This window comes from Corynebacterium sp. TAE3-ERU30 (assembly GCF_019209925.1).
Lineage (GTDB): Bacteria > Actinomycetota > Actinomycetes > Mycobacteriales > Mycobacteriaceae > Corynebacterium > Corynebacterium megadyptis.
The window spans coordinates 83,079-102,408 of the sequence record NZ_JAHUTO010000003.1 but is presented as its reverse complement, the minus strand read 5'-3'; the positions used below and the strand labels follow the sequence as shown (position 1 = coordinate 102,408).

At 62.8% G+C, this 19,330-nt stretch carries 24 protein-coding genes; 18 read left to right on the top strand and 6 right to left on the bottom strand.

What is annotated here, in order from left to right:
- Positions 1-157 precede the first annotated feature (157 nt).
- The 6 genes from KR227_RS06515 to KR227_RS06490 form a co-directional block, all read right to left on the bottom strand.
- Positions 158-1,327, bottom strand: a complete 1,170-nt coding sequence (locus tag KR227_RS06515; protein WP_218364493.1) for an 8-amino-7-oxononanoate synthase — start codon at positions 1,325-1,327, stop codon at positions 158-160.
- On the bottom strand, positions 1,324-2,028 hold the full coding sequence (locus KR227_RS06510; protein WP_218364491.1) for a 6-carboxyhexanoate--CoA ligase: 705 nt from the start codon (positions 2,026-2,028) through the stop codon (positions 1,324-1,326). Before KR227_RS06510 ends, KR227_RS06515 begins: the two co-directional genes overlap by 4 nt.
- Positions 2,029-2,125: 97 nt before the next feature.
- Positions 2,126-3,352, bottom strand: a complete 1,227-nt coding sequence (locus KR227_RS06505; RefSeq protein WP_218364488.1) for an RtcB family protein — start codon at positions 3,350-3,352, stop codon at positions 2,126-2,128.
- A 463-nt stretch (positions 3,353-3,815) separates the two neighbouring features.
- Positions 3,816-4,589: an ABC transporter permease gene (locus tag KR227_RS06500; RefSeq protein WP_218364486.1), complete on the bottom strand. Its 774-nt coding sequence runs from the start codon at positions 4,587-4,589 to the stop codon at positions 3,816-3,818.
- Positions 4,579-5,379, bottom strand: coding sequence for an ABC transporter permease (locus KR227_RS06495; protein ID WP_218364484.1), 801 nt, complete (start codon positions 5,377-5,379; stop codon positions 4,579-4,581). Before KR227_RS06495 ends, KR227_RS06500 begins: the two co-directional genes overlap by 11 nt.
- On the bottom strand, positions 5,376-6,419 hold the full coding sequence (locus KR227_RS06490; protein WP_370625193.1) for an ATP-binding cassette domain-containing protein: 1,044 nt from the start codon (positions 6,417-6,419) through the stop codon (positions 5,376-5,378). The genes KR227_RS06495 and KR227_RS06490 overlap by 4 nt, the downstream gene beginning before the upstream one ends.
- Positions 6,420-6,813: 394 nt before the next feature.
- Here KR227_RS06490 and KR227_RS06485 point away from each other — a divergent pair, with 394 nt between their 5' ends.
- The 18 genes from KR227_RS06485 to rpsD all read left to right on the top strand — a co-directional run bounded on the left by KR227_RS06485 (position 6,814) and on the right by rpsD (position 19,326).
- Positions 6,814-7,812: a substrate-binding domain-containing protein gene (locus KR227_RS06485; RefSeq protein WP_218364876.1), complete on the top strand. Its 999-nt coding sequence runs from the start codon at positions 6,814-6,816 to the stop codon at positions 7,810-7,812.
- Positions 7,813-7,847: 35 nt separating this feature from the next.
- A complete protein-coding gene (locus tag KR227_RS06480) occupies positions 7,848-8,849 on the top strand; it encodes an ABC transporter permease (RefSeq protein ID WP_218364877.1) in 1,002 nt (333 codons plus the stop codon).
- 3 nt (positions 8,850-8,852) lie between these two features.
- Positions 8,853-9,614 carry an ATP-binding cassette domain-containing protein gene (locus tag KR227_RS06475; RefSeq protein WP_151528928.1) on the top strand — a complete coding sequence of 254 codons (762 nt, stop codon included), beginning with the start codon at positions 8,853-8,855 and terminating at the stop codon, positions 9,612-9,614.
- Positions 9,615-9,918: 304 nt separating this feature from the next.
- Entirely contained in the window at positions 9,919-10,317 is a 399-nt protein-coding gene (gene rpsH / locus KR227_RS06470; RefSeq protein WP_151528927.1) for a 30S ribosomal protein S8, read from the top strand.
- Positions 10,318-10,335: 18 nt separating this feature from the next.
- Positions 10,336-10,872, top strand: coding sequence for a 50S ribosomal protein L6 (gene rplF / locus KR227_RS06465; RefSeq protein WP_218364480.1), 537 nt, complete (start codon positions 10,336-10,338; stop codon positions 10,870-10,872).
- Positions 10,872-11,273 (top strand): 50S ribosomal protein L18, encoded by a 402-nt coding sequence (rplR, locus tag KR227_RS06460; RefSeq protein ID WP_151528925.1) that lies wholly within the window; start codon positions 10,872-10,874, stop codon positions 11,271-11,273. The genes rplF and rplR overlap by 1 nt, the downstream gene beginning before the upstream one ends.
- Before the next feature lie 40 nt (positions 11,274-11,313).
- Positions 11,314-11,940, top strand: coding sequence for a 30S ribosomal protein S5 (gene rpsE, locus KR227_RS06455; RefSeq protein WP_151528924.1), 627 nt, complete (start codon positions 11,314-11,316; stop codon positions 11,938-11,940).
- Between the two features lie 3 nt (positions 11,941-11,943).
- Positions 11,944-12,129 (top strand): 50S ribosomal protein L30, encoded by a 186-nt coding sequence (gene rpmD / locus KR227_RS06450; protein WP_151528923.1) that lies wholly within the window; start codon positions 11,944-11,946, stop codon positions 12,127-12,129.
- Between the two features lie 7 nt (positions 12,130-12,136).
- Positions 12,137-12,586 carry a 50S ribosomal protein L15 gene (gene rplO, locus KR227_RS06445; protein ID WP_151528922.1) on the top strand — a complete coding sequence of 150 codons (450 nt, stop codon included), beginning with the start codon at positions 12,137-12,139 and terminating at the stop codon, positions 12,584-12,586.
- A gap of 366 nt (positions 12,587-12,952) precedes the next feature.
- The gene (secY, locus tag KR227_RS06440) at positions 12,953-14,275 is read left to right on the top strand and encodes a preprotein translocase subunit SecY (protein WP_151528921.1); all 1,323 of its coding nucleotides are present in this window, start codon (positions 12,953-12,955) and stop codon (positions 14,273-14,275) included.
- On the top strand, positions 14,275-14,820 hold the full coding sequence (locus KR227_RS06435; RefSeq protein WP_151528920.1) for an adenylate kinase: 546 nt from the start codon (positions 14,275-14,277) through the stop codon (positions 14,818-14,820). Before secY ends, KR227_RS06435 begins: the two co-directional genes overlap by 1 nt.
- 99 nt (positions 14,821-14,919) lie before the next feature.
- Positions 14,920-15,729: a type I methionyl aminopeptidase gene (map, locus tag KR227_RS06430; protein WP_218364478.1), complete on the top strand. Its 810-nt coding sequence runs from the start codon at positions 14,920-14,922 to the stop codon at positions 15,727-15,729.
- 149 nt (positions 15,730-15,878) lie between these two features.
- A complete protein-coding gene (locus KR227_RS10855; protein WP_218364476.1) occupies positions 15,879-16,718 on the top strand; it encodes a L,D-transpeptidase in 840 nt (279 codons plus the stop codon).
- Positions 16,719-16,799: 81 nt separating this feature from the next.
- On the top strand, positions 16,800-17,291 hold the full coding sequence (locus tag KR227_RS06420; RefSeq protein WP_151528917.1) for a GNAT family N-acetyltransferase: 492 nt from the start codon (positions 16,800-16,802) through the stop codon (positions 17,289-17,291).
- Between the two features lie 157 nt (positions 17,292-17,448).
- Entirely contained in the window at positions 17,449-17,667 is a 219-nt protein-coding gene (gene infA, locus KR227_RS06415) for a translation initiation factor IF-1 (protein WP_012359610.1), read from the top strand.
- 252 nt (positions 17,668-17,919) lie between these two features.
- Positions 17,920-18,288, top strand: a complete 369-nt coding sequence (gene rpsM, locus KR227_RS06410) for a 30S ribosomal protein S13 (RefSeq protein ID WP_018018724.1) — start codon at positions 17,920-17,922, stop codon at positions 18,286-18,288.
- A complete protein-coding gene (rpsK, locus tag KR227_RS06405; protein ID WP_018018725.1) occupies positions 18,288-18,692 on the top strand; it encodes a 30S ribosomal protein S11 in 405 nt (134 codons plus the stop codon). The genes rpsM and rpsK overlap by 1 nt, the downstream gene beginning before the upstream one ends.
- A 28-nt stretch (positions 18,693-18,720) precedes the next feature.
- Complete coding sequence (rpsD, locus tag KR227_RS06400; protein ID WP_151528916.1) at positions 18,721-19,326, top strand: 30S ribosomal protein S4; 606 nt, start codon at positions 18,721-18,723, stop codon at positions 19,324-19,326.
- The last annotated feature ends 4 nt before the right edge of the window (positions 19,327-19,330 follow it).

Below are 19,330 nucleotides of genomic sequence, written 5' to 3'. Positions count from 1 at the left end.
GAGTATATAAGTCCTCCGAGCTTGCCCCTATATGGGGGAAATAGCTGGGGGTGGCTCCCTCACTCGGGGCTACGCCGAGGCGCGCCGGAATCGCTGCATAGCCCGCCTTCACCACCGCGTATCCGGCTGCGGCATGGGGCTCGCGCGCGGCGGGCATCTAGACGCCGCGCACCTCAGCGAGGGCGGCGAGAAGGGCGTCAATATCCTCATGTTCCATCGTCGCCTGCACCGTGAGGCGGAGCATGGCGGCGCCGCGGGCCACGGTGGGGTAGCGAATGGCATTGCAGAAAATCTGGCGTTGTTTCAGTGCCTCGCTGACAGCCATGGCCTCGCGCTCATCCCCGATCACCACCGGCACGATGGGCGAGATCCCAGGGCTGGGCAGCCCCTGTTCGGCCAGGCCCGCGCGCAGATAAGCAATATTGTCGTGCAAGCGCTGCTGGTGCTCCGGCTCCTGCGTGAGGATCTCCAGGGCGGTGCGGGCGGCGGCCACCGTGGCCGGCGGGGAGGACGTGGAAAACACGAAGCTGCGGGCCCGATTGCGCAGCAAGGTGGCGGTGTCTTCATCGCAGAGCACATAACCGCCGGAACAGCCCAGCGCCTTCGACGCGGTACCGATGAGCACATCGGGGCGAGAGATACCGTCGAGGCTGCCCCGGCCGTGTTCGCCGAGGGCGCCCACACCGTGGGCATCGTCCACCAGTAGCCACATGCCGCGGCTGAGCGCGATCTCCTCCAAGCGGGCGTGATCGGCGACCGCACCGGACATGGAGAACACCCCATCGGAGACAATGAGCCCGAAGGTGGTGGGGCAGGTGGCAGTCAGCTCGGAGAGCGCGTCATAGTCGGCGTGCGGGAAGACAGTCACCCGGCAGCCGGCGGTGTGCCGCGCCATGCGGATGCCGTCGATAAGGCTGGCGTGATTGAGCGCATCCGAGAAGATCGTTAATTCACTGCCGGCAAGCTGAGCCAACGTGGCGATGGTGGAGAGATTGGCCTGGTAGCCGCTGCCGAACCACACTGCGTCCTCATAGCCGAAATGCTCGGCCAGCTCCCGCTCGAGGGCACCGTGCATGGTGGTGCCGGTGGTCAGGCGCGAGCCGCCCGAGCCGGTGCCATAGTGCTCAATGGCGGTGGTGGCTGCCTCGCGCATGCGCGGGTGAGTGGAGAGCCCCAGATAGTCCGAGCTGGAGAACTGGAGATAGTACTCGCCGTCGATCGTGCCGCGCGGCTGCTGCGAGCCGTCGAAGGTGTGAATCTGGCGTGCCAGGCCCTCGGCGGACCACACCTGATTGGCGGCGCGGGAGTGGTGGGAGAGTGTGCTCATAATTCAACTAATACTGGGATGTTCTCAAGATAGTTAATTGTCGCCGCGAGATCCGCGTCCGTACCCCTATATATAAGGACGCGGGTACCACGTGTGCTGCCCTGCTCTTTCATGTTCAACAGGCGCCGGTAGTGGCCCGCGGTGGCGATATAGCCGGTGGTGTAGTCGGGGTCATCAGACATGCACAGCTCCGCCACAATGCCGGGTGCGCTCAGGGCTTTGGAGGCGAGGGTGAGTGCCTCGCGATAGTGTTCTTTCTCCGCAGACATCGAGCTGGCGGTGGCGTCGAAGGTGGATACTCGCACCCCGCGCTGGGGATCGGGTTCGCGCCGGGCGCCGGTGGCGGCGTCGGCGATCATCGCTCCGCGCAGCCCCGAGACCTCGCGCAATAGCCGCACGAAGGGGGCGGCATCCGCCACGCCCACCTCGCTGAGAACCTCGGCGATCACCGCGTCGGCCGCGGCCGGGGAGTCGGTGGGCACCGTGCTGGTTTTTAGCGCGGACACGGTGACGATCTGCTCCTCTGCTACCGCCGTGGCGTGCAGCGAGATCTCCGCAGCCTGTCCCTTGGGGTGGGTCAGCGCGCGCGTGACGAGGATCTCTGCCATCTCCGCGAGCTGCTCCTTCGGCAGGATGCGCTCAGCTCCCGAAATGTGCTGGCCGTGCGCACTGGCGTGCATTTTGATGCTGTAATAACCCACGTGTGGTGACTATACCGGCGATGATTGAACAGCGTTAAGGGCGGCGCGGCGCGATGCTGTGCGTGCCGCGCCGCCCAGGGCGCTTCTCGCTGCGGCGCTAGGTGCCCTTGATGTTGAGCACCTGGCGCAGGGTGTGGCGGATGTGGACCAACTCGGCGGAGTCGGCCATCACCGCGTCGATGTCCTTATAGGCATCGGGAATCTCGTCCACCCAGGCATCGCCGTGGCGGTAGACGATCCCGCCCATGCGCTGGTCCAGATCCTCGACGGTGAAGCGCCGGCGCGCTTCGCTGCGAGAGAAGCGACGTCCCGCCCCGTGGGGTGCGGACCGCAGCGCTACTGCATTGCCCTTTCCCTCCACGACATAGCTGGCCGTGCCCATCGAGCCTGGGATGAGGGCGAGACTGCCCGCATCGGCGCGGATGGCGCCCTTGCGGGTGAGCCACACGGTGCGCCCGAAGTGCTCCTCCTTCTCGGTGTAGTTGTGGTGGCAGTTAATGCGCTCCTCCTCCACCACCGCGGCACCGAGGAACTCCCCGAGGCAGCGGGCAAAGCGATCCATCATTTCTTCGCGGTTGAGATAGGCGAAGCGCTGCGCCCAGGTGAGATCCTTGATGTAGCGATCGAACTCGGGCGTGCCATCGACCAGGTAGGCCACATCCTTATTGGGCAGCGGAATCCACCAGCGGTCCATGAGCTGCTGGGCGATACGGATGTGCATGCGGGCGATCTGGTTGCCCACGCCCCGCGAGCCGGAGTGCAGAAACATCCACACCCGCTCCTCCTCGTCGAGGCAGAGCTCGATGAAGTGGTTTCCGCCGCCGAGCGAACCGAGCTGCTGCCGCCACTGCGGGGAGTGGCTCAGATCTACATCGTCGGCCTCGGCGAGCTCGTTGAGTTCGCGGCAGCGAGCATCGGCGCTGTCCGCAAGCTGCCAGTCGTTGTAGTTTCCCGGCGAGAGGGGAATGGCGGCCTCGACGGCGTCGCGCAGCTGCTCGAGGTTGCGGCCGGCAAGATCGGCGGCACTGAACTGGGTGCGCACGCCGATCATGCCGCAGCCAATATCCACGCCCACGGCTGCGGGGATGACGGCGTCGATCGTGCCGAAGACGCATCCCACAGAGGAGCCGAGTCCGATGTGGGCATCTGGCATGAGTGCCACGTGCGGGTGCACGAAGGGCATCGCGGCCAGCTGCTGGGCCTGGAGCAGAACCCCGTCCTCGATCTCTGAGGCGAAGTTCTTCACGATGGGGGAGTGCGGCTGCAGCGAACGGATCTCGGGATCTCTTCTGCGGCGGCCGCGTCGTCTGCGCTGTGGTGACATAGGTGCTCTCCTTCGATGAGCTAAGTGAGTATCGGTGGGTGGTGACCACACCGCTGTCTCGGTCCTGTGCCGCAGTAGCAGGGCCGCTTATCGACGCCACCTCGCCTGCTCGTCTCGCGCAGCGGCAGCAGAGACGATGCTGAGGAGGAGGTAGACGGGGAGCGGAAAGAAGAAACCGCGGGGAGGAGACAGTCGGTGTGTGCTGTCTGCCGTACCCCGCGGCGGAATGTCGATCTAGATAATCGAGCTCTGAATCCGCGTGAGAACAAGGTACGGCGACAGCTTCTGCTTCAACTGTTGTTGGTCAAACATAGGGGCCGTCGCTCCTTCCTAGTGCGGATAAAAATAGTGTGTCCTGCGTGTCCCGCTAGCGCCTCGGGCGGAGAAGAACACGCGCTCTTTCACTTCTAGCAGCTCGTCCCACCCAAGGCAATGGTGATATGAGACACAGTGGAGGCCGCATTTAGCTCAGCTGCGTCTGGGCGCGGGAGTAGGTGCGGCTCGCGCCGATGAGGAAGATCACCCCGGCGCCGACCGCCCACGCGAGAGCAATGAGCAGGTGATTGCCAGGATCGCTATCAGCGCTGAGGGCAGTGACTCCCTCCACGAGATGCGTGATGGGGTTATGCCGCACGAAGGGTTGTACGGGCTCGACAAAGCTGTCTGTTCCCACCACTCCAGCCGAGAGGAAGAGCAGCGTCATCAGCAGTGGGGTGACCATCATCAGCGATTCCGGATTGGTGGTGGAATATGCCATCCACGTGGCCATGAGCGCCGACACCAGCGAGGAGATCACGATTGCCAGCAGCACAACGGTGATGGTCGCCGCGCCGTGGAAACGCGCCCCAGCAGCCACGCCCACTATGAGCGTCGCCAATGCTGCGGAGAGGAAGCGAATCGCATAATAGAGGGTCTCGCCGCACACCAAGGGGACGGTGCCGCCCGGGCTAACGGCGATGCGGGCCGTAAAACCGGAGGTGCGCTCGCGGACGGTCTCGGAGGCGCAGTAGGTGGAGTTCATCCACTGGGCACCGAGCACCATGAGCAGGCACACCGCCGCGAGATCGGGGCTGGTGCGGCCTTGGGAGGCGGCGATGAGATCCCCAAAGAGAATGCGCATGATCAGAAACATCACCACGGGGGTGAGCAGTGTTGCGGACATGCTGGCGCGATCTCTGATGGTGCGCAGAATACGGCGTCGCGTATGCAGCATGAGAGACGTGAGCTTAAGAGACATGGCCCCTCCTGAGCGCAGTACTAAATCCCCAGAATCCAGCCGCGCTGAGCACGATCAGCCACACTGCGGCCTCCACTCCGGTGGAGCCCAGTGGTTCGGCCGCGGCGAGTGCGCGCAAGGAATCCAAGATGGGAGAGAGCGGAATATGGGCGACTACCGTCCCCACATGCCCCGGCAGGGCGTCCGCGGGGACGAAGGCGGTGGATAGCAAGAGTATCGCGATGGTGAGCCCTTGGAAGGTGAGTGCGGTGGACACCGGATGGGCGGTGATGAGCACCAGCCCGTCGATCGCCGCGGAGAGCACCACAGTAATGAGGGCGAGGGCGAGCAGGAAGAGCGCGGCGGCACCGATGCCGCCGTGAAAGCGTGCCCCAAGCAGAAATGCGAGCGCCAACGGTATCGCCCCAGACCAGGTCATGCGGGTGAGATCGGCCAAGAGCCGGCCGGCCACAATCGACCAGGAGGGCACAGGCATGCTGAGCAGGCGAGAGTAGAAACCATCTTCCTTATCCTCGGCGACGGCTAGGCAGGAGCCACCGGCCGTGAAAATGATCGCCTGGGTGACGGCGGACGGAAGGATGAAGTCGGCATAGCTATCCATAAAGTGCTCCGCGGAGCGAGCAAAGGACGCATAGAACGCGAGCATAAATATCGAAGGAATCATGATGCTGGAGATCATCGCCGCCTGATTGCGCAGCAATCGCAGCATGTCTCGTTTCCAGATGCTGGCGATCGCCCCGAAGGGCCGTGGAGTCGCCTCGAGGGGATGGTGGATGCGCGTGGAGCTCATGGCCGCCCCCGCCGGTCGCTGCCTGCATCCGCAGGCTGCTCGCTGCTGGAGGAGGACGTGATGTGCTGTCCGGCCACATCGCCGCTATCGGCAATGGCGGCGTAGACATCATCGAGCGAGGGCGGGGTGAGTGCCACGTCCACGATGCTGCTGTCCTCGCCCTCCCAGAGGCCGAGCAGGCGAACGAGATCGCGGTGCCCACGGGGTGCTTCAGCCCGCACGCAGGTGTGTTCCACTTGGGCGGATAGCCCGGCCTTGTGGGCCTGCATGCAGAGTTTCTCGGCGTGGGCGGCGCTATCCATGCTCACCTCGCAGATGAGCATGCCATAACGGCTCTTGAGTTCGGTGGGAGTGCCCTCATCAATCACCACGCCGTCGGCAAGCACCGCGATGCGATCGGCGAGACTATCGGCCTCGTCGAGATATTGCGTGGTGAGCAAAATGGAGGTGCCCTCATTGCTGAGCCGGGTGATGAGTTCCCACACATGGGCCCGCGCCGTCGGGTCGAGGCCGGTGGTCGGCTCATCCAGGAAGAGCAGCGTGGGCGGGACGGCGAGAGAGATGGCGATGTCCAGCCGGCGCCGCATACCGCCGGAATAATCCGCCACCCGGCGATCGGCGGCGGCGTCCAGCTGGAACTCGCTGAGCAGCTCGGTGGTGCGGGCGGTGGCGGCGCTGCGAGACAGCCCCGCGAGCCGGGCGAAGTAGATGAGGTTTTCCGCTCCGGTAAGCCGCTCATCCACCGTGGCGAACTGCCCCGTCATGCTGATGTGACGCCGCACCTCGGCGGGCTGGGTCATGACATCGAGGCCCGCCACCCGCGCCGTGCCGGAGGATGCGGGAAGGAGAGTGGACAGCACATTGATGAGAGTGGTCTTACCGGCGCCATTGGCACCTAAGACCGCAACAATCTCCCCAGACGCTATGTGCAGGTTCACGCCTTTGAGTACGGGGACGCGCTTTTTCGCCGAGCCTCGCTCGCAGCGAAGGTCCGTGACCTCAAGGGCGAGCTGAGAGTCGTGGGAGCGGGGATCAGGCACAAGTACCACCTCACTGAACTAGGAAAAGTATTCATACGCACCTAATTTCAAGGTTAGGCTACGCTAATACTTAGGGCTAGGGATGTGGCCGTGGAGACACGGGGAATGCCCCTCTTCTGGTGTATGGCGCGGCGGCAGGGTGGCAGCAGATGCGCGGCCCGCGAGCTCCGGGGCGGGGTGTGAGGGTGTGCTCGCGGGTGGAGTTTGCTCGGAGAGCTCTGCACTAAAAGGCCAGAACAGCCGTTCTTAATCGTTCAAGAAATAGCGTATGAGCTGGGCAAACGCATTTGACAGCGGGGAGGGCGCTTCCGTTGAATCAATAGTTATGCTAGGTCTTTCCCACCGTGTGTCCGTGCCTTTCTCGCGGCACGCCACCTCCCCCGCCACTATTCTCATGGCCCTCCTCGGGGTGCTGGCGCTGCTGCTGAGCGCCTGCTCTTCTACCGGCGGCGCCCCGCGTCCCAGCGACTCCGGCGGCGGCACGGGCGGCGGCCCCGGCTTCGGCGGGGCCGATACCGATCGCGCGGTGGTGGCGATGGTCAGCCACGGCGCGCCGGGCGATACCTTCTGGGATCTGGTGCGCAAGGGCGCGGAGGACGCGGCCAAGAAGAGCAATATTGAGCTGCGCTACTCCTCCGATCCGCAGGCGCCCAATCAGGCGAACCTGGTGAAGTCGGCGGTGGATGCCGGGGTAGACGGCATTGCTGTCACCCTGCCGAATGCGCAGGCGATCGGCCCCGCCGCCCAGAACGCCGTGGATGCCGGCATTCCCGTCGTGGGACTCAATGCCGGCATGAACGAGTATCAGAACTACGGGCTGAGCGGCTTCTTCGGCCAGGATGAATCCGTGGCCGGCGAGCTCGCCGGCGAGCGCCTTGCCGCAGATAATGCATCGAATGTGCTCTGTGTGATTCACGAGCAGGGCAACTCCTCTCAAGAGGCGCGCTGCGAGGGCGTGAAGAAGGGCCTCGAGAAGGCCGGTGCCGGCGGCTCGGTGGAGATTCTCTATGTCAATGGCATGGACCTCACCTCCGTCACCTCTACTCTGCAGGCGAAACTCACGGAGGATCCGAGCATCGATTGGGTGATGGGGCTGGTGGCCCCGGTCGCGCTGGCCGCCGTGAAATCCAAGGAGCAGGCCGGTTCCGAGGCCACGATCTCTACCTTCGACACCAACGCGGAACTGGTGAGCGCCATCACCGCTGGGGACATCGAGTGGGCGGTGGACCAGCAGCCCTATCTGCAGGGCTATCTGGCCGTGGATTCGCTGTGGCTGAATATGCGCAATGGCACCACCGTGGGCGGTGGCCGGCCGGTTTATACCGGCCCCTCCTTCGTGGATGCCAGCAATGTTGATGCCATCGCCGCAGCGGCAAAGGCGGGCCTGCGATGAGCGACACCGCCGCGGCGAGCGCCGCCGATGAACGCATGCTGCAGCGCTCCTTCTTTCAGAAACTCATTCGCCGCCCCGAGCTAGCGAGCCTGCTCGGCGCCATCGTGATTTTCACGCTCTTCATGATCGTGGCCCCACCCTTCCGCTCTTTTGAGTCGCTGGCCACGGTGCTCTATGCATCGTCCACGATGGGCATCATGGCCCTGGCGGTGGGCATGCTCATGATTGGCGATGAATTCGACCTCTCCTCCGGTGTCGCCGTGACGACCGCAGCCTTGGCCGCCACGATGCTCAATTACAATCTGCACCTGAACTCCTGGGTGGGGGCGGGGATTGCGCTGCTGATCGCGCTGGCCATCGGCGCGCTCAACGGCTATCTCACGACCACCACCGGCATCCCCTCCTTTCTCATCACGCTGAGCGCCTTCCTCATGCTGCAGGGGCTCAACCTGGCCATCACCAAGCTCGTCACCGGCGCGGTGGCCACCCCCACCATCGCGGATATGGAGGGTTTCTACTCCGCGAACATGGTGTTTGCCTCCAATGTCAATGTCGCTGGGGTGCAGGTACGGGTGACGGTGTTCTGGTGGATCGGCTTCGTGGCGCTGGCGTCGATCCTGCTGTTTAAAACCAAGTTTGGTAACTGGATCTTCGCCGTCGGCGGCAACCAAGACGCCGCCCATGCCGTGGGCGTGCCGGTGCGCCGCACCAAAATCATTCTGTTCATGTTCGTTGGTTTCGCCGCGTGGTTTGTGGGCATGCACAATCTCTTCGCCTTCGACTCCATCCAGGCGGGCCAGGGCGTGGGCAATGAGTTCCTCTATATTATTGCGGCCGTTATCGGCGGCTGCGCGATGAATGGCGGAAAAGGCACCGCCGTGGGCACCGCTATCGGCGCCCTGATTTTCGGCATGACCAACCAAGGCATCGTCTACGCCGGGTGGAACCCGGACTGGTTCAAGTTCTTCCTCGGCGCCATGCTGCTGTTCGCCGTGATGACGAACCTCGGCGTCGCGAAATACACGGAAAAGAAATAGCCCATGGACCCGATCATTGAGCTGCACGACGTCAGCAAAAAATACGGCGCCTTCGACGCGCTTCGCTCGATCAATCTGCAGGTGGTGCCCGGCGAGGTCACCTGCGTGCTGGGTGATAATGGCGCCGGCAAATCCACGCTGATCAAAATTCTGGCCGGCCTGCATCCCCACACCTCGGGCACGATGCTTGTCGACGCCACCCCGACGCACTTCACCTCCCCGGCCGATGCTCTCGCCGCCGGTATCGCCACCGTGTACCAGGACTTGGCCGTGGTGGGCCAGATGAGTGTGTGGCGCAACTTCTTCCTCGGCCAGGAAATCAGCAATCGCTGGGGGTTGATCAATGAGGGAAAGATGAAACGCATCGCCGCCGCGGAGCTGGAACGCATGGGCATTGTCATCCCCGATATCGATGCGCCCGTCTCCTCGCTGTCTGGCGGCCAGCGCCAAGTGGTGGCCATCGCTCGGGCCATCTACTTTGGCGCCCGCGTAGTGATTTTGGATGAGCCCACCGCCGCGTTGGGCGTAAAACAGTCCGGCATGGTGCTGAAGTTCATTGCCAAGGCCCGAGAGCAGGGCACCGCCGTCATCTTCATCACCCACAATCCCAAGCATGCGCTGCTGGTGGGGGATAGGTTTGTGGTGCTCACCCTCGGCAAGCAGACGCTGCAGGCGCGGCGCGAGGACGTGGATGTCGACACCCTTACCCTGGAGATGTCCGGCGGCGGGGAACTCGACGCCCTGCAACACGAGCTCCAGCGTTAGATACCTCGCCCCAGACGAGAGCGGTGACGTGCTGAAACGTCTTGACCCGCTGGCTGGGGGTGTGTATCATTTCATTCTTGGACTCGCGAGATCCCGCGAGATCCTTTTATTTTGTACGTTCCTACTTTGTTGTAGGCCTTAATATTCGCCCCATAACGTCCAGCGTTCGTGAGCGCAAGGCAGCGAGCTTTCCCACTATTGAGTGCGTGGAAGCGCCAGAGTCGCCGGCTCCCTAGTGACAGCTGACAACGGTTCTTGGGTGAATTAGGAACCGCAACGAGAAAGGTATCAAGGTCTAAGTCTTATGACCATGACTGATCCCATTGCAGACATGCTGTCTCGCATTCGTAACGCTAATCACGCGTACCACGAGACCGTGTCCATGCCGTCTTCCAAGCTGAAGGCGAACATCGCGGGCATCCTCAAGCAAGAGGGTTATATCAAGGATTACAAGGTGGAGGACGCCAAGGTTGGCAAGACCCTCACCCTGGATCTGAAGTATTCCTCCGCCCGTGAGCGTTCCATTTCCGGCGTTCGTCGCGTGTCCAAGCCCGGTCTGCGCGTGTACGCAAAGTCCACCAACCTGCCGCAGGTTCTCGGTGGCCTCGGTGTGGCGATTATCTCCACATCCCAGGGGCTGCTCACTGACCGCCAGGCTCACGAGAAGGGCGTAGGCGGAGAAGTCCTCGCCTACGTCTGGTAAGAGGGAGGGAATCTAAATATGTCTCGTATTGGTAAAGCTCCCATCGCCATCCCCAGCGGCGTTGACATCAAGATCGACGGCCAGCACGTTGAGGTCAAGGGCTCCAAGGGCACTCTGTCCCAGGACATCCCGGCCCCGATCACCGTTGCCGTGGAAGACAACCAGATTATTGTCTCCCGCCCCGATGATCACCGTAAGCACCGTTCCCTGCACGGTCTGTCCCGCTCTCTCGTGAACAACATGGTTGTGGGTGTGACCGAGGGCTACACCATCAAGATGGAAATCTTCGGTGTTGGTTACCGTGTGCAGGCCAAGGGCCAGAACCTCGAGTTCTCTCTCGGCTACAGCCACCCCGTGCTGGTTGAGGCCCCCGAGGGCATCACCTTCGCGGTCGATGGCAACACCAAGCTTTCGATCTCCGGTATCAACAAGCAGCAGGTCGGCCAGGTCGCCGCTAACATCCGTCGTCTGCGTAAGGATGACCCCTACAAGGGTAAGGGCATCCGCTACGAGGGTGAGCAGGTCCGCCGCAAGCTCGGAAAGACAGGTAAGTAATGAGCAACACTGCAGAGAACAAGCGCGTTCCTGTCGGCAAGGACATCTCTACCCGTCGTCGTCAGGCTCGTGCCCGTCGTCACTTCCGTCTGCGCAAGAAGCTGCGCGGTACCCCCGAGGCACCGCGTCTCGTCGTCCACCGTTCCTCCCGTCACATGCACGTTCAGGTCATCGACGACCTGGCCGGCCACACCCTGGCCGCTGCATCCTCGATGGATCAGTCCATCCGCGAGATGGAGGGCGACAAGAAGGCCAAGGCCACCGCTGTGGGCAAGCTCGTCGCCGAGCGCGCCAAGGCTGCCGGCATTGAGAAGGTTGTCTTCGACCGTGGTGGTTACCAGTTCCACGGCCGCGTTGCGGCTTTGGCCGATGGCGCTCGTGAAGGTGGTCTGAACTTCTAATGATCACCGCAGATAAGTTCAACAACGGAAGGATCGCGTAATGCCAGGACGTGAACGGCGCGACGGCGGACGCACCGCCGACGAGAACCAGAAGAACAACCGCAACGACCGCCGCGGTGGTCGTCGCAATGACCGCAACCAGCAGGACGAGCGCTCGCAGTACTTGGAGCGCGTTGTCACCATCAACCGCGTGTCCAAGGTCCAGAAGGGTGGTCGTCGCTTCAGCTTCACCGCTCTCGTGATCGTCGGCGACGGCCAGGGCATGGTCGGCGTTGGCTACGGCAAGGCCAAGGAAGTTCCCGCCGCTATCCAGAAGGGTGCCGAGGAAGCTCGTAAGAACTTCTTCCGCGTCCCGATGATTGCCGGCACCATCACCCACCCGGTTCAGGGTGAGGCCGCAGGCGGCGTCGTTATGCTTCGCCCCGCTGCCCCCGGTACCGGTGTGATCGCTGGTGGCGCTGCCCGCCCGGTGCTTGAGTGCGCTGGCGTGCAGGACATCCTGTCCAAGTCTCTCGGCTCGGACAACGCCATCAACGTTGTCCACGCCACCGTGGATGCCCTCAAGCAGCTCGTGCGCCCCGAAGAGGTCGCTGCCCGCCGCGGCAAGAGCATCGAAGAGGTCACCCCGGCCCGTATGCTGCGCGCACGCGCAGGTCAGGAGGCTTAAATCATGGCCCTCAAGATCACCATGACCAAAAGCACCGTCGGTGCTAAGAAGAATCAGCGTGACACGCTGCGCAGCCTCGGCCTGAAGCGCCCGAACAATGTTGTTGTTCGCCCGGACACCCCGATCGTTCGTGGCTACATCAACACCGTTCGCCACATGGTCGAGGTCGAAGAAGTAGCAGGGGAGTAGATAACTCATGAGCGAACCTATTAAGCTCCACGATCTGCGCCCGGCGAAGGGCGCGAAGAAGGCCAAGACCCGCGTGGGTCGCGGTAATGCCTCCAAGGGCACCACCGCTGGCCGCGGTACCAAGGGCACCAAGGCTCGTAAGCAGGTGCCAGCAGGTTTCGAGGGTGGCCAGATGCCCATCCACATGCGCCTGCCGAAGCTCAAGGGCTTCAAGGCCCGCAACAAGGTCATCTTCCAGGTGGTCAACGTTGCAGACATCGAGAAGGCTTTCCCGCAGGGCGGCGACGTCACCGTTGCCGATCTCGTGGAAGCCGGCCTGGTGCGCAAGAACCAGCCCGTTAAGGTGCTCGGCAACGGCGAGATCTCTGTGAAGGTCAACGTGACCGCCCAGAAGTTCTCCGGTTCCGCCAAGGAAAAGATCGAGGCCGCCGGCGGCTCTGTCGCCGAGGCTCAGTAGCACCCCTCAGTCCCGCGCCGAGCGCGGGGCGTGAAGAGTGTGGAAGCCGCCAGTCCCAGCAGTAGCTGAGGCTGGCGGCTTTGTTATCTCCCATACGATGGCCGAGCGAGGGCTGCGTCGATAAGCGCGCGGCCCTGCTGAGCGGGGATTCCCCCTCAAGGTTAGGGTGTGGTGAGTACGCAATATCGGTGCCGGCGAGCATTGCTGGTAAAGTGGCACCGTTGTTAACTCTTGATCTCAGGCACGCGAGCTTGGTGCGTGCGCTGATTCGTCCAGTTAGGTATTTGTTACTACGTCCCTGATGTCCTCGATCGGGCGCGGCATAGCCGCCGCAGATCGAGCTAGGGGTGTACAGGAGGATTATTAGTGTCCGCCATTGTCTCGGCCTTCAAGGACGCTGATCTGCGAAAGAAGATTCTGTTCACGCTCGCGATGGTCGTGCTGTACCGCATCGGTGCACAGATCCCCTCGCCCGGCGTGGACTATCGCGAGATCAGCGCACGGCTGCATGAGATCGCCTCGGAAAACTCCGGCGTGTACTCGCTGATTAACCTGTTTTCCGGCGGTGCGCTGCTGCAGCTCTCGGTGTTCGCCATCGGCATCATGCCCTACATTACGGCGTCGATTATCGTGCAGCTGCTCACAGTGGTGATCCCGCGATTCGAGGAGCTCAAAAAGGAAGGCCAATCAGGCCAATCCACGATGATGCAGTACACCCGCTACCTCACGGTGGCGTTGGCGCTGCTGCAATCCGCCGGCATCGTGGCGCTCGCCGATCGCGAGCAGCTACTGGGCCAAGGCCAGCGCGTGCTGGTGGAAGATTCGAATATCTTCACCCTGCTCATGCTGGTTGTGGTGATGACCTCCGGTGCGGTGCTGGTGATGTGGCTCGGCGAGCTCATCACCGAACGCGGCATCGGCAATGGTATGTCGCTGCTGATCTTCGCCGGTATCGCCACGCGTCTGCCCACCGACGGCATGAACATCCTGCAATCCTCCGGTGGGGTGGTCTTCGGTGTCGTGCTCGCCGCGGTGATCCTGCTGGTGATCGGCGTGGTCTTCATCGAGCAGGGCCAGCGCCGCATCCCGGTGCAGTACGCCAAGCGCATGGTGGGCCGCCGCCAATACGGTGGCACCTCCACCTATCTGCCGCTCAAGGTGAACCAGGGTGGCGTGATCCCGGTGATCTTTGCCTCCTCGCTGATTTACATGCCGGTGCTGATCACCCAGATCGTGAACTCTAATAACCCCACGCCGCCGGATAACTGGTGGATGCGCAATGTGATCGCGCACCTGCAGACCCCCTCCTCCTGGCAGTACATCGTGCTCTACTTTGTGCTCATCGTGTTCTTCTCCTACTTCTACGTCTCGGTGCAGTACGACCCCTACGAGCAGGCCGAGAACATGAAGAAGTACGGCGGCTTCGTGCCGGGCATTCGCCCCGGGCGTCCCACCGCCCAGTACTTGGGCTATGTGATGAACCGACTGCTCTTCGTGGGTGCGGCCTATCTGGGCATCATCGCCGTGTTGCCGAACATCATGCTGGACCTCGGAGTTGGTAACATAGACGCAGGTGCAACTCCCTTTGGTGGTACCGCACTTCTGATTCTTGTCTCGGTGGCTCTGACCACCGTCAAGCAGATTGAGAGTCAGCTCCTGCAAAGCAACTATGAAGGATTCTTGAAGTAATGCGACTCGTTCTCCTAGGCCCTCCCGGTGCAGGCAAGGGCACCCAAGCTGCGATTCTCTCCGAGAAGCTGGGTGTTCCGCACATCTCCACCGGTGATCTATTCCGAGCAAATATTGGCGAAGGAACCCCGCTGGGCGTGGAGGCGAAAAGCTACATCGACGCCGGCAAGCTCGTCCCCACCGAGGTGACCGCCCGCATGGTGGAATCCCGCCTCGCCGAGGACGACGCCAGCGAGGGCTTCCTGCTGGACGGCTTCCCCCGCACTACCGAGCAGGCCGACCTGCTGGCTGAAATGCTGCAGAAGCAGGGCGTGGACGTCGACGGCGTGCTGAACTTCCAGGTATCCGAGGACGTCGTGGTCGAGCGCATGCTCGCCCGCGGTCGCGCCGACGATAACGAGGAGACCATCCGCACCCGCATGGAGGTCTACCGCGAGCAGACCGCCCCCGTGATCGACTACTACGGCGACAGCGTCTACACCGTCGAAGCTGAAGGCAGCATCGAAGAGATCAACGAGCGCGCCATGAGCGCCCTCGGCAAATAAGTTCATCTCTCGCCTCCGCCGGCCTCCTCTCCTCGAGAGGATGGTCGGCGTTGTGCTGTGCCGACCCCCCTAACCGAGAACCAAAGGAGAACGCCGCCCATGGCGCGTCGCAAGAACAACCGAAAGATTCCCGCCAAAACCCCCGAGCAGCTAGAGAAGATGGCGGCCGCGGGCGCTATCGTTGGCCACGCCCTGCACGAGGTGCGCGCCGCCGCCCGTGAGGGCATGAGCACCCTTGAGCTCGACCGCATCGCCGAGACCGTCATCCGCGATCACGGCGCCACCCCCACCTTCCTCGGCTACGAGGGCTTCCCGGCATCCATCTGCGCCTCCGTCAACGACGCCATTGTGCACGGCATCCCCAACACGGAGACGATTTTGCAGCCCGGCGATCTCGTCTCCATCGACTGCGGCGCGACCTATAACGGCTGGGTCGGCGACTCCGCCCTCAGCTTCGGTATCGGGGAGCTTGACGACGCCACCTCCGCGCTCAATGAGGCCACGGCATGGGTGCTACGCCAGGGCATCGAGGCCATGGTGCCGGGCAATCGGCTCACCGATATCTCCCACGCCCTCGAGATGGCCACCCGCGCGGCCGAGAAGAAGTTCAATGTGGAGCTGTTCATCGTGGATGGCTACGGCGGCCACGGAATCGGGCGCACCATGCACGAGGATCCCTTCCTTGCCAATGAGGGTCGGGGCAATAGGGGGCCGCTGATCCAGGAGAGCTCCGTGCTGGCGATTGAACCCATGCTTGCTGGCGGCACTGCCTATTCGGAGGTGCTGGAGGATAACTGGACGGTGGTCACCGAGGACGGCTCGGCCGCCGCCCACTGGGAGCATACTGTTGCCGCCACCGCTGCGGGGCCGCGCATTCTTACCACGCGCCCGGAGGGGGACTTCTCCTAAGGCGTGTCCCCTTGACTGCACTGCACGATAAGGGGATAAGATTCCACAAATATGGCCCAACCTGAGTGTAATCAGATAGGGTGGGCTTGAAATACACATCGCGGCACCCATCGGAGGTGTCGCTTGAAGAAAAGGACGTCTACATTCCTATGGGCTCTCGTCACTCCTCGGGCCGCGGTGTTGGTGCTCGACTCGTGCGCGGCGCTACCGCCGTCTGTGCCACCCTCGCTGTTGCTCTCCCGCTGGCTCCGTCCGCGCAGGCACAGCTTCCCTTCGGCCTCGACAACATGGTGCCGGATTTCGGCTCCTCCCAGTTCCAGCTGCCGGGTCTCGATGATTTCACCATCCCCACCCAGTCCGATTTCCGTGCCCAAGGCGAGGCCCAGGCATGGCGCACCCGCGGTGATCTGCACCGCAGCGCCGACCAGCTGCTGCCGGCACCGCTGGCACAGCAGGCCAAGGACGCCGTAGACCGCACCCTCGAGGCCGTCTATCCGGGCATCATCGCCCGTCACTCCGGCCCGCGCCCCGCCCCGAACCCGGCCCCCGCTCCGGCCCCGCAGCCCGCTCCGGCGCCGAGCCCGCGCCCCACTCCCAGCCCGTGCCCGAAGGAGGCACGTGCCTGCGTGGACGCTGATAAGCAGGTGGCATGGCTGCAAGACGGCAAGGGTCACCGCGTCAGCGACGTCATCCGCATCTCCACCGGCGCCGATGGCTATGACACCCCACCCGGCCGCCATTATGTGAACCGCAAGGTCAAGGACGAGGTCTCGCGCGAGTTCTTCAACGCTCCCATGCCGAACTCCGTGTACTTCACCTACAACGGCATCGCCTTCCACGGCGGTGACCCCGAGGTGCTCTCCCACGGTTGCGTGCACGTGCCGATGCGCGAGTCCGAGCGGTTCTACAACCACCTCAACATCAACGATCTCGTCTACGTGTGGGGCGATGTGGACTACGGCGTTCCCAACGGGCCCGTGCGTCGATAAGCGTCCTTTGACGCGCGGCGGGGCCAGCGCTCCGGCGCTGCTGGCATCATAGTGTGGCCTAGATCGCTACACTGGATAGTCATGCAGGACTATACGATCCGCCCCGCCCGTGACACAGACATCCCTGAGATCCTCGATCTCATCCACTGCCTCGCTGAACACGAGGGTGCTCCCAATGGCGTACGTGCCAACGAGGAGCGTCTCGAGCAGCACCTCTTTAGCCCGCACCCTTTGGCGCGGGTGACTGTGCTTCAGGAAGACGGCGCCGAGCGGCTCGCCGGCTTCGCCCTGTGGTTCTATAAATTCTCCACTTGGGAATCTACGCCCGTCATTCACATGGAAGATCTCTATGTGCGCGAGGAGCACCGCGGCAAGGGCTATGGCCAAGCGCTGCTGAGCTCGCTGGCCGCCGAATGCGTGGACCGCGGCTATGCCCGCATGGAGTGGAATGTCTCCAAAGACAATGACAATGGCCGCGCCTTCTACACCAGGATGGGCGGTGGGGCGCTGGAGGATCAAGAAATCTTCCGCCTCGAAGGCGATGCCCTCCTCCGCGCCGGCAAGAAAGACTAAAACTCGCCGGCCCCGAGCGCGTGATGGCGCCGCCATTTTGCGATTTCCAGCAGAAACGGTATGCTTGCGCTTTGGTGTGACTGCTTTGGCTGTCGCACCGATGTAGCAGACGACCATCAAACCGGCCACAGCAGTGGCTGGGGAAATGTTTGAGGATATGGCAAAAGAAGGCGCAATTGAGGTCGAGGGTCGAATTATCGAGCCTCTTCCGAACGCAATGTTTCGAGTAGAGCTGGACAACGGCCACAAGGTGCTCGCGCACATCAGTGGCAAGATGCGTCAGCACTACATCCGTATCCTGCCCGAGGACCGCGTGGTTGTGGAGCTGTCTCCCTATGACCTGTCCCGCGGCCGCATCGTCTACCGCTACAAGTAAAACTCACAGCCTCCTAACTCTACCGAGTGCCCCGAGGCGAGACGGAACCCGACGGTTATTTCACGTTGGGTTCTTGCTCATGTATGCGCCTTCGCGGCGGTTGCAGCTTCGGCACTCAACCAACCTTCGGCAATCGGTGGCTGAAGCCCTACGTATCTTGGCCCACAGTCCGGCACCGCATCCGGGCGAAGCGTCAACTGGTGGGGACGAGTTGGGAGAAAACCACCGTAACAACCGGAAAGGTAATGCCTCATGGCACGTCTAGCTGGAGTTGACCTCCCGCGCAATAAGCGCATGGAGGTCGCTCTCACCTACATTTACGGCATTGGCCCGGCTCGCGCCGCCAAGCTGCTGGAAGAGACCGGCATCTCTCCCGACCTGCGTACCGACGCTCTGACCGACGAGCAGATCTCTGCTCTGCGTGACGTCATCGAGAACTCGTGGAAGGTTGAGGGTGACCTCCGCCGCCAGGTTCAGGCTGACATCCGTCGCAAGATCGAGATCGGCTGCTACCAGGGTCTGCGCCACCGTCGTGGCCTGCCCGTGCGCGGTCAGCGCACCAAGACCAACGCTCGTACCCGTAAGGGCCCGAAGAAGACGATCGCAGGAAAGAAGAAGTAATGCCTCCAAAGACTCGCTCCGGCGCTCGCCGTTCTGGCCGTCGCGTCGTAAAGAAGAATGTGGCACAGGGTGCCGCTTACATTAAGTCCACCTTCAACAACACCATCGTGTCTATCACCGACCCGAATGGTGCCGTCATCTCCTGGGCCTCCTCCGGCCACGTCGGGTTCAAGGGCTCCCGTAAGTCCACCCCGTTCGCTGCGCAGATGGCTGCCGAGAACGCTGCCCGTAAGGCAATGGATCACGGCATGAAGAAGGTTGACGTCTACGTCAAGGGCCCGGGTTCGGGCCGCGAAACCGCAATCCGCTCCCTCCAGGCCGCCGGCCTTGAGGTTCTCTCGATCTCGGATGTGACTCCGCAGCCGCACAACGGTTGCCGTCCGCCGAAGCGTCGTCGCGTTTAAGAATTCGGGAAAGGAAGGTTAGAAACTCATGGCTCGTTATACCGGCCCAGCAACCCGTAAGTCCCGCCGTCTCCGCGTCGACCTCGTCGGTGGAGATATGTCCTTCGAGCGTCGCCCGTACCCCCCGGGACAGGCAGGCCGCGCTCGCATCAAGGAGTCCGAGTACCTCCTGCAGCTGCAGGAGAAGCAGAAGGCTCGTTTCACCTACGGCGTCATGGAGAAGCAGTTCCGCCGCTACTACGCAGAGGCGAACCGTCAGCCCGGCAAGACCGGCGACAACCTGCTCATCCTGCTCGAGTCCCGTCTCGACAACGTTGTCTACCGTGCCGGCCTTGCCCGCACGCGTCGTCAGGCTCGTCAGCTTGTCTCCCACGGTCACTTCACCGTGAACGGCAAGAACATCAACGTTCCGTCTTTCCAGGTTTCTCAGTACGACATCATCGATGTCCGTGAGAAGTCCCGCAAGATGGTCTGGTTCGACGAGGCCCAGGACAACCAGGTGGACGCCGTCGTTCCGGCATGGCTGCAGGTCGTGCCCTCCACCCTGCGCATCCTCGTGCACCAGTTGCCCGAGCGCGCCCAGATCGACATTCCGCTGCAGGAGCAGCTCATCGTCGAGCTTTACTCGAAGTAATAGC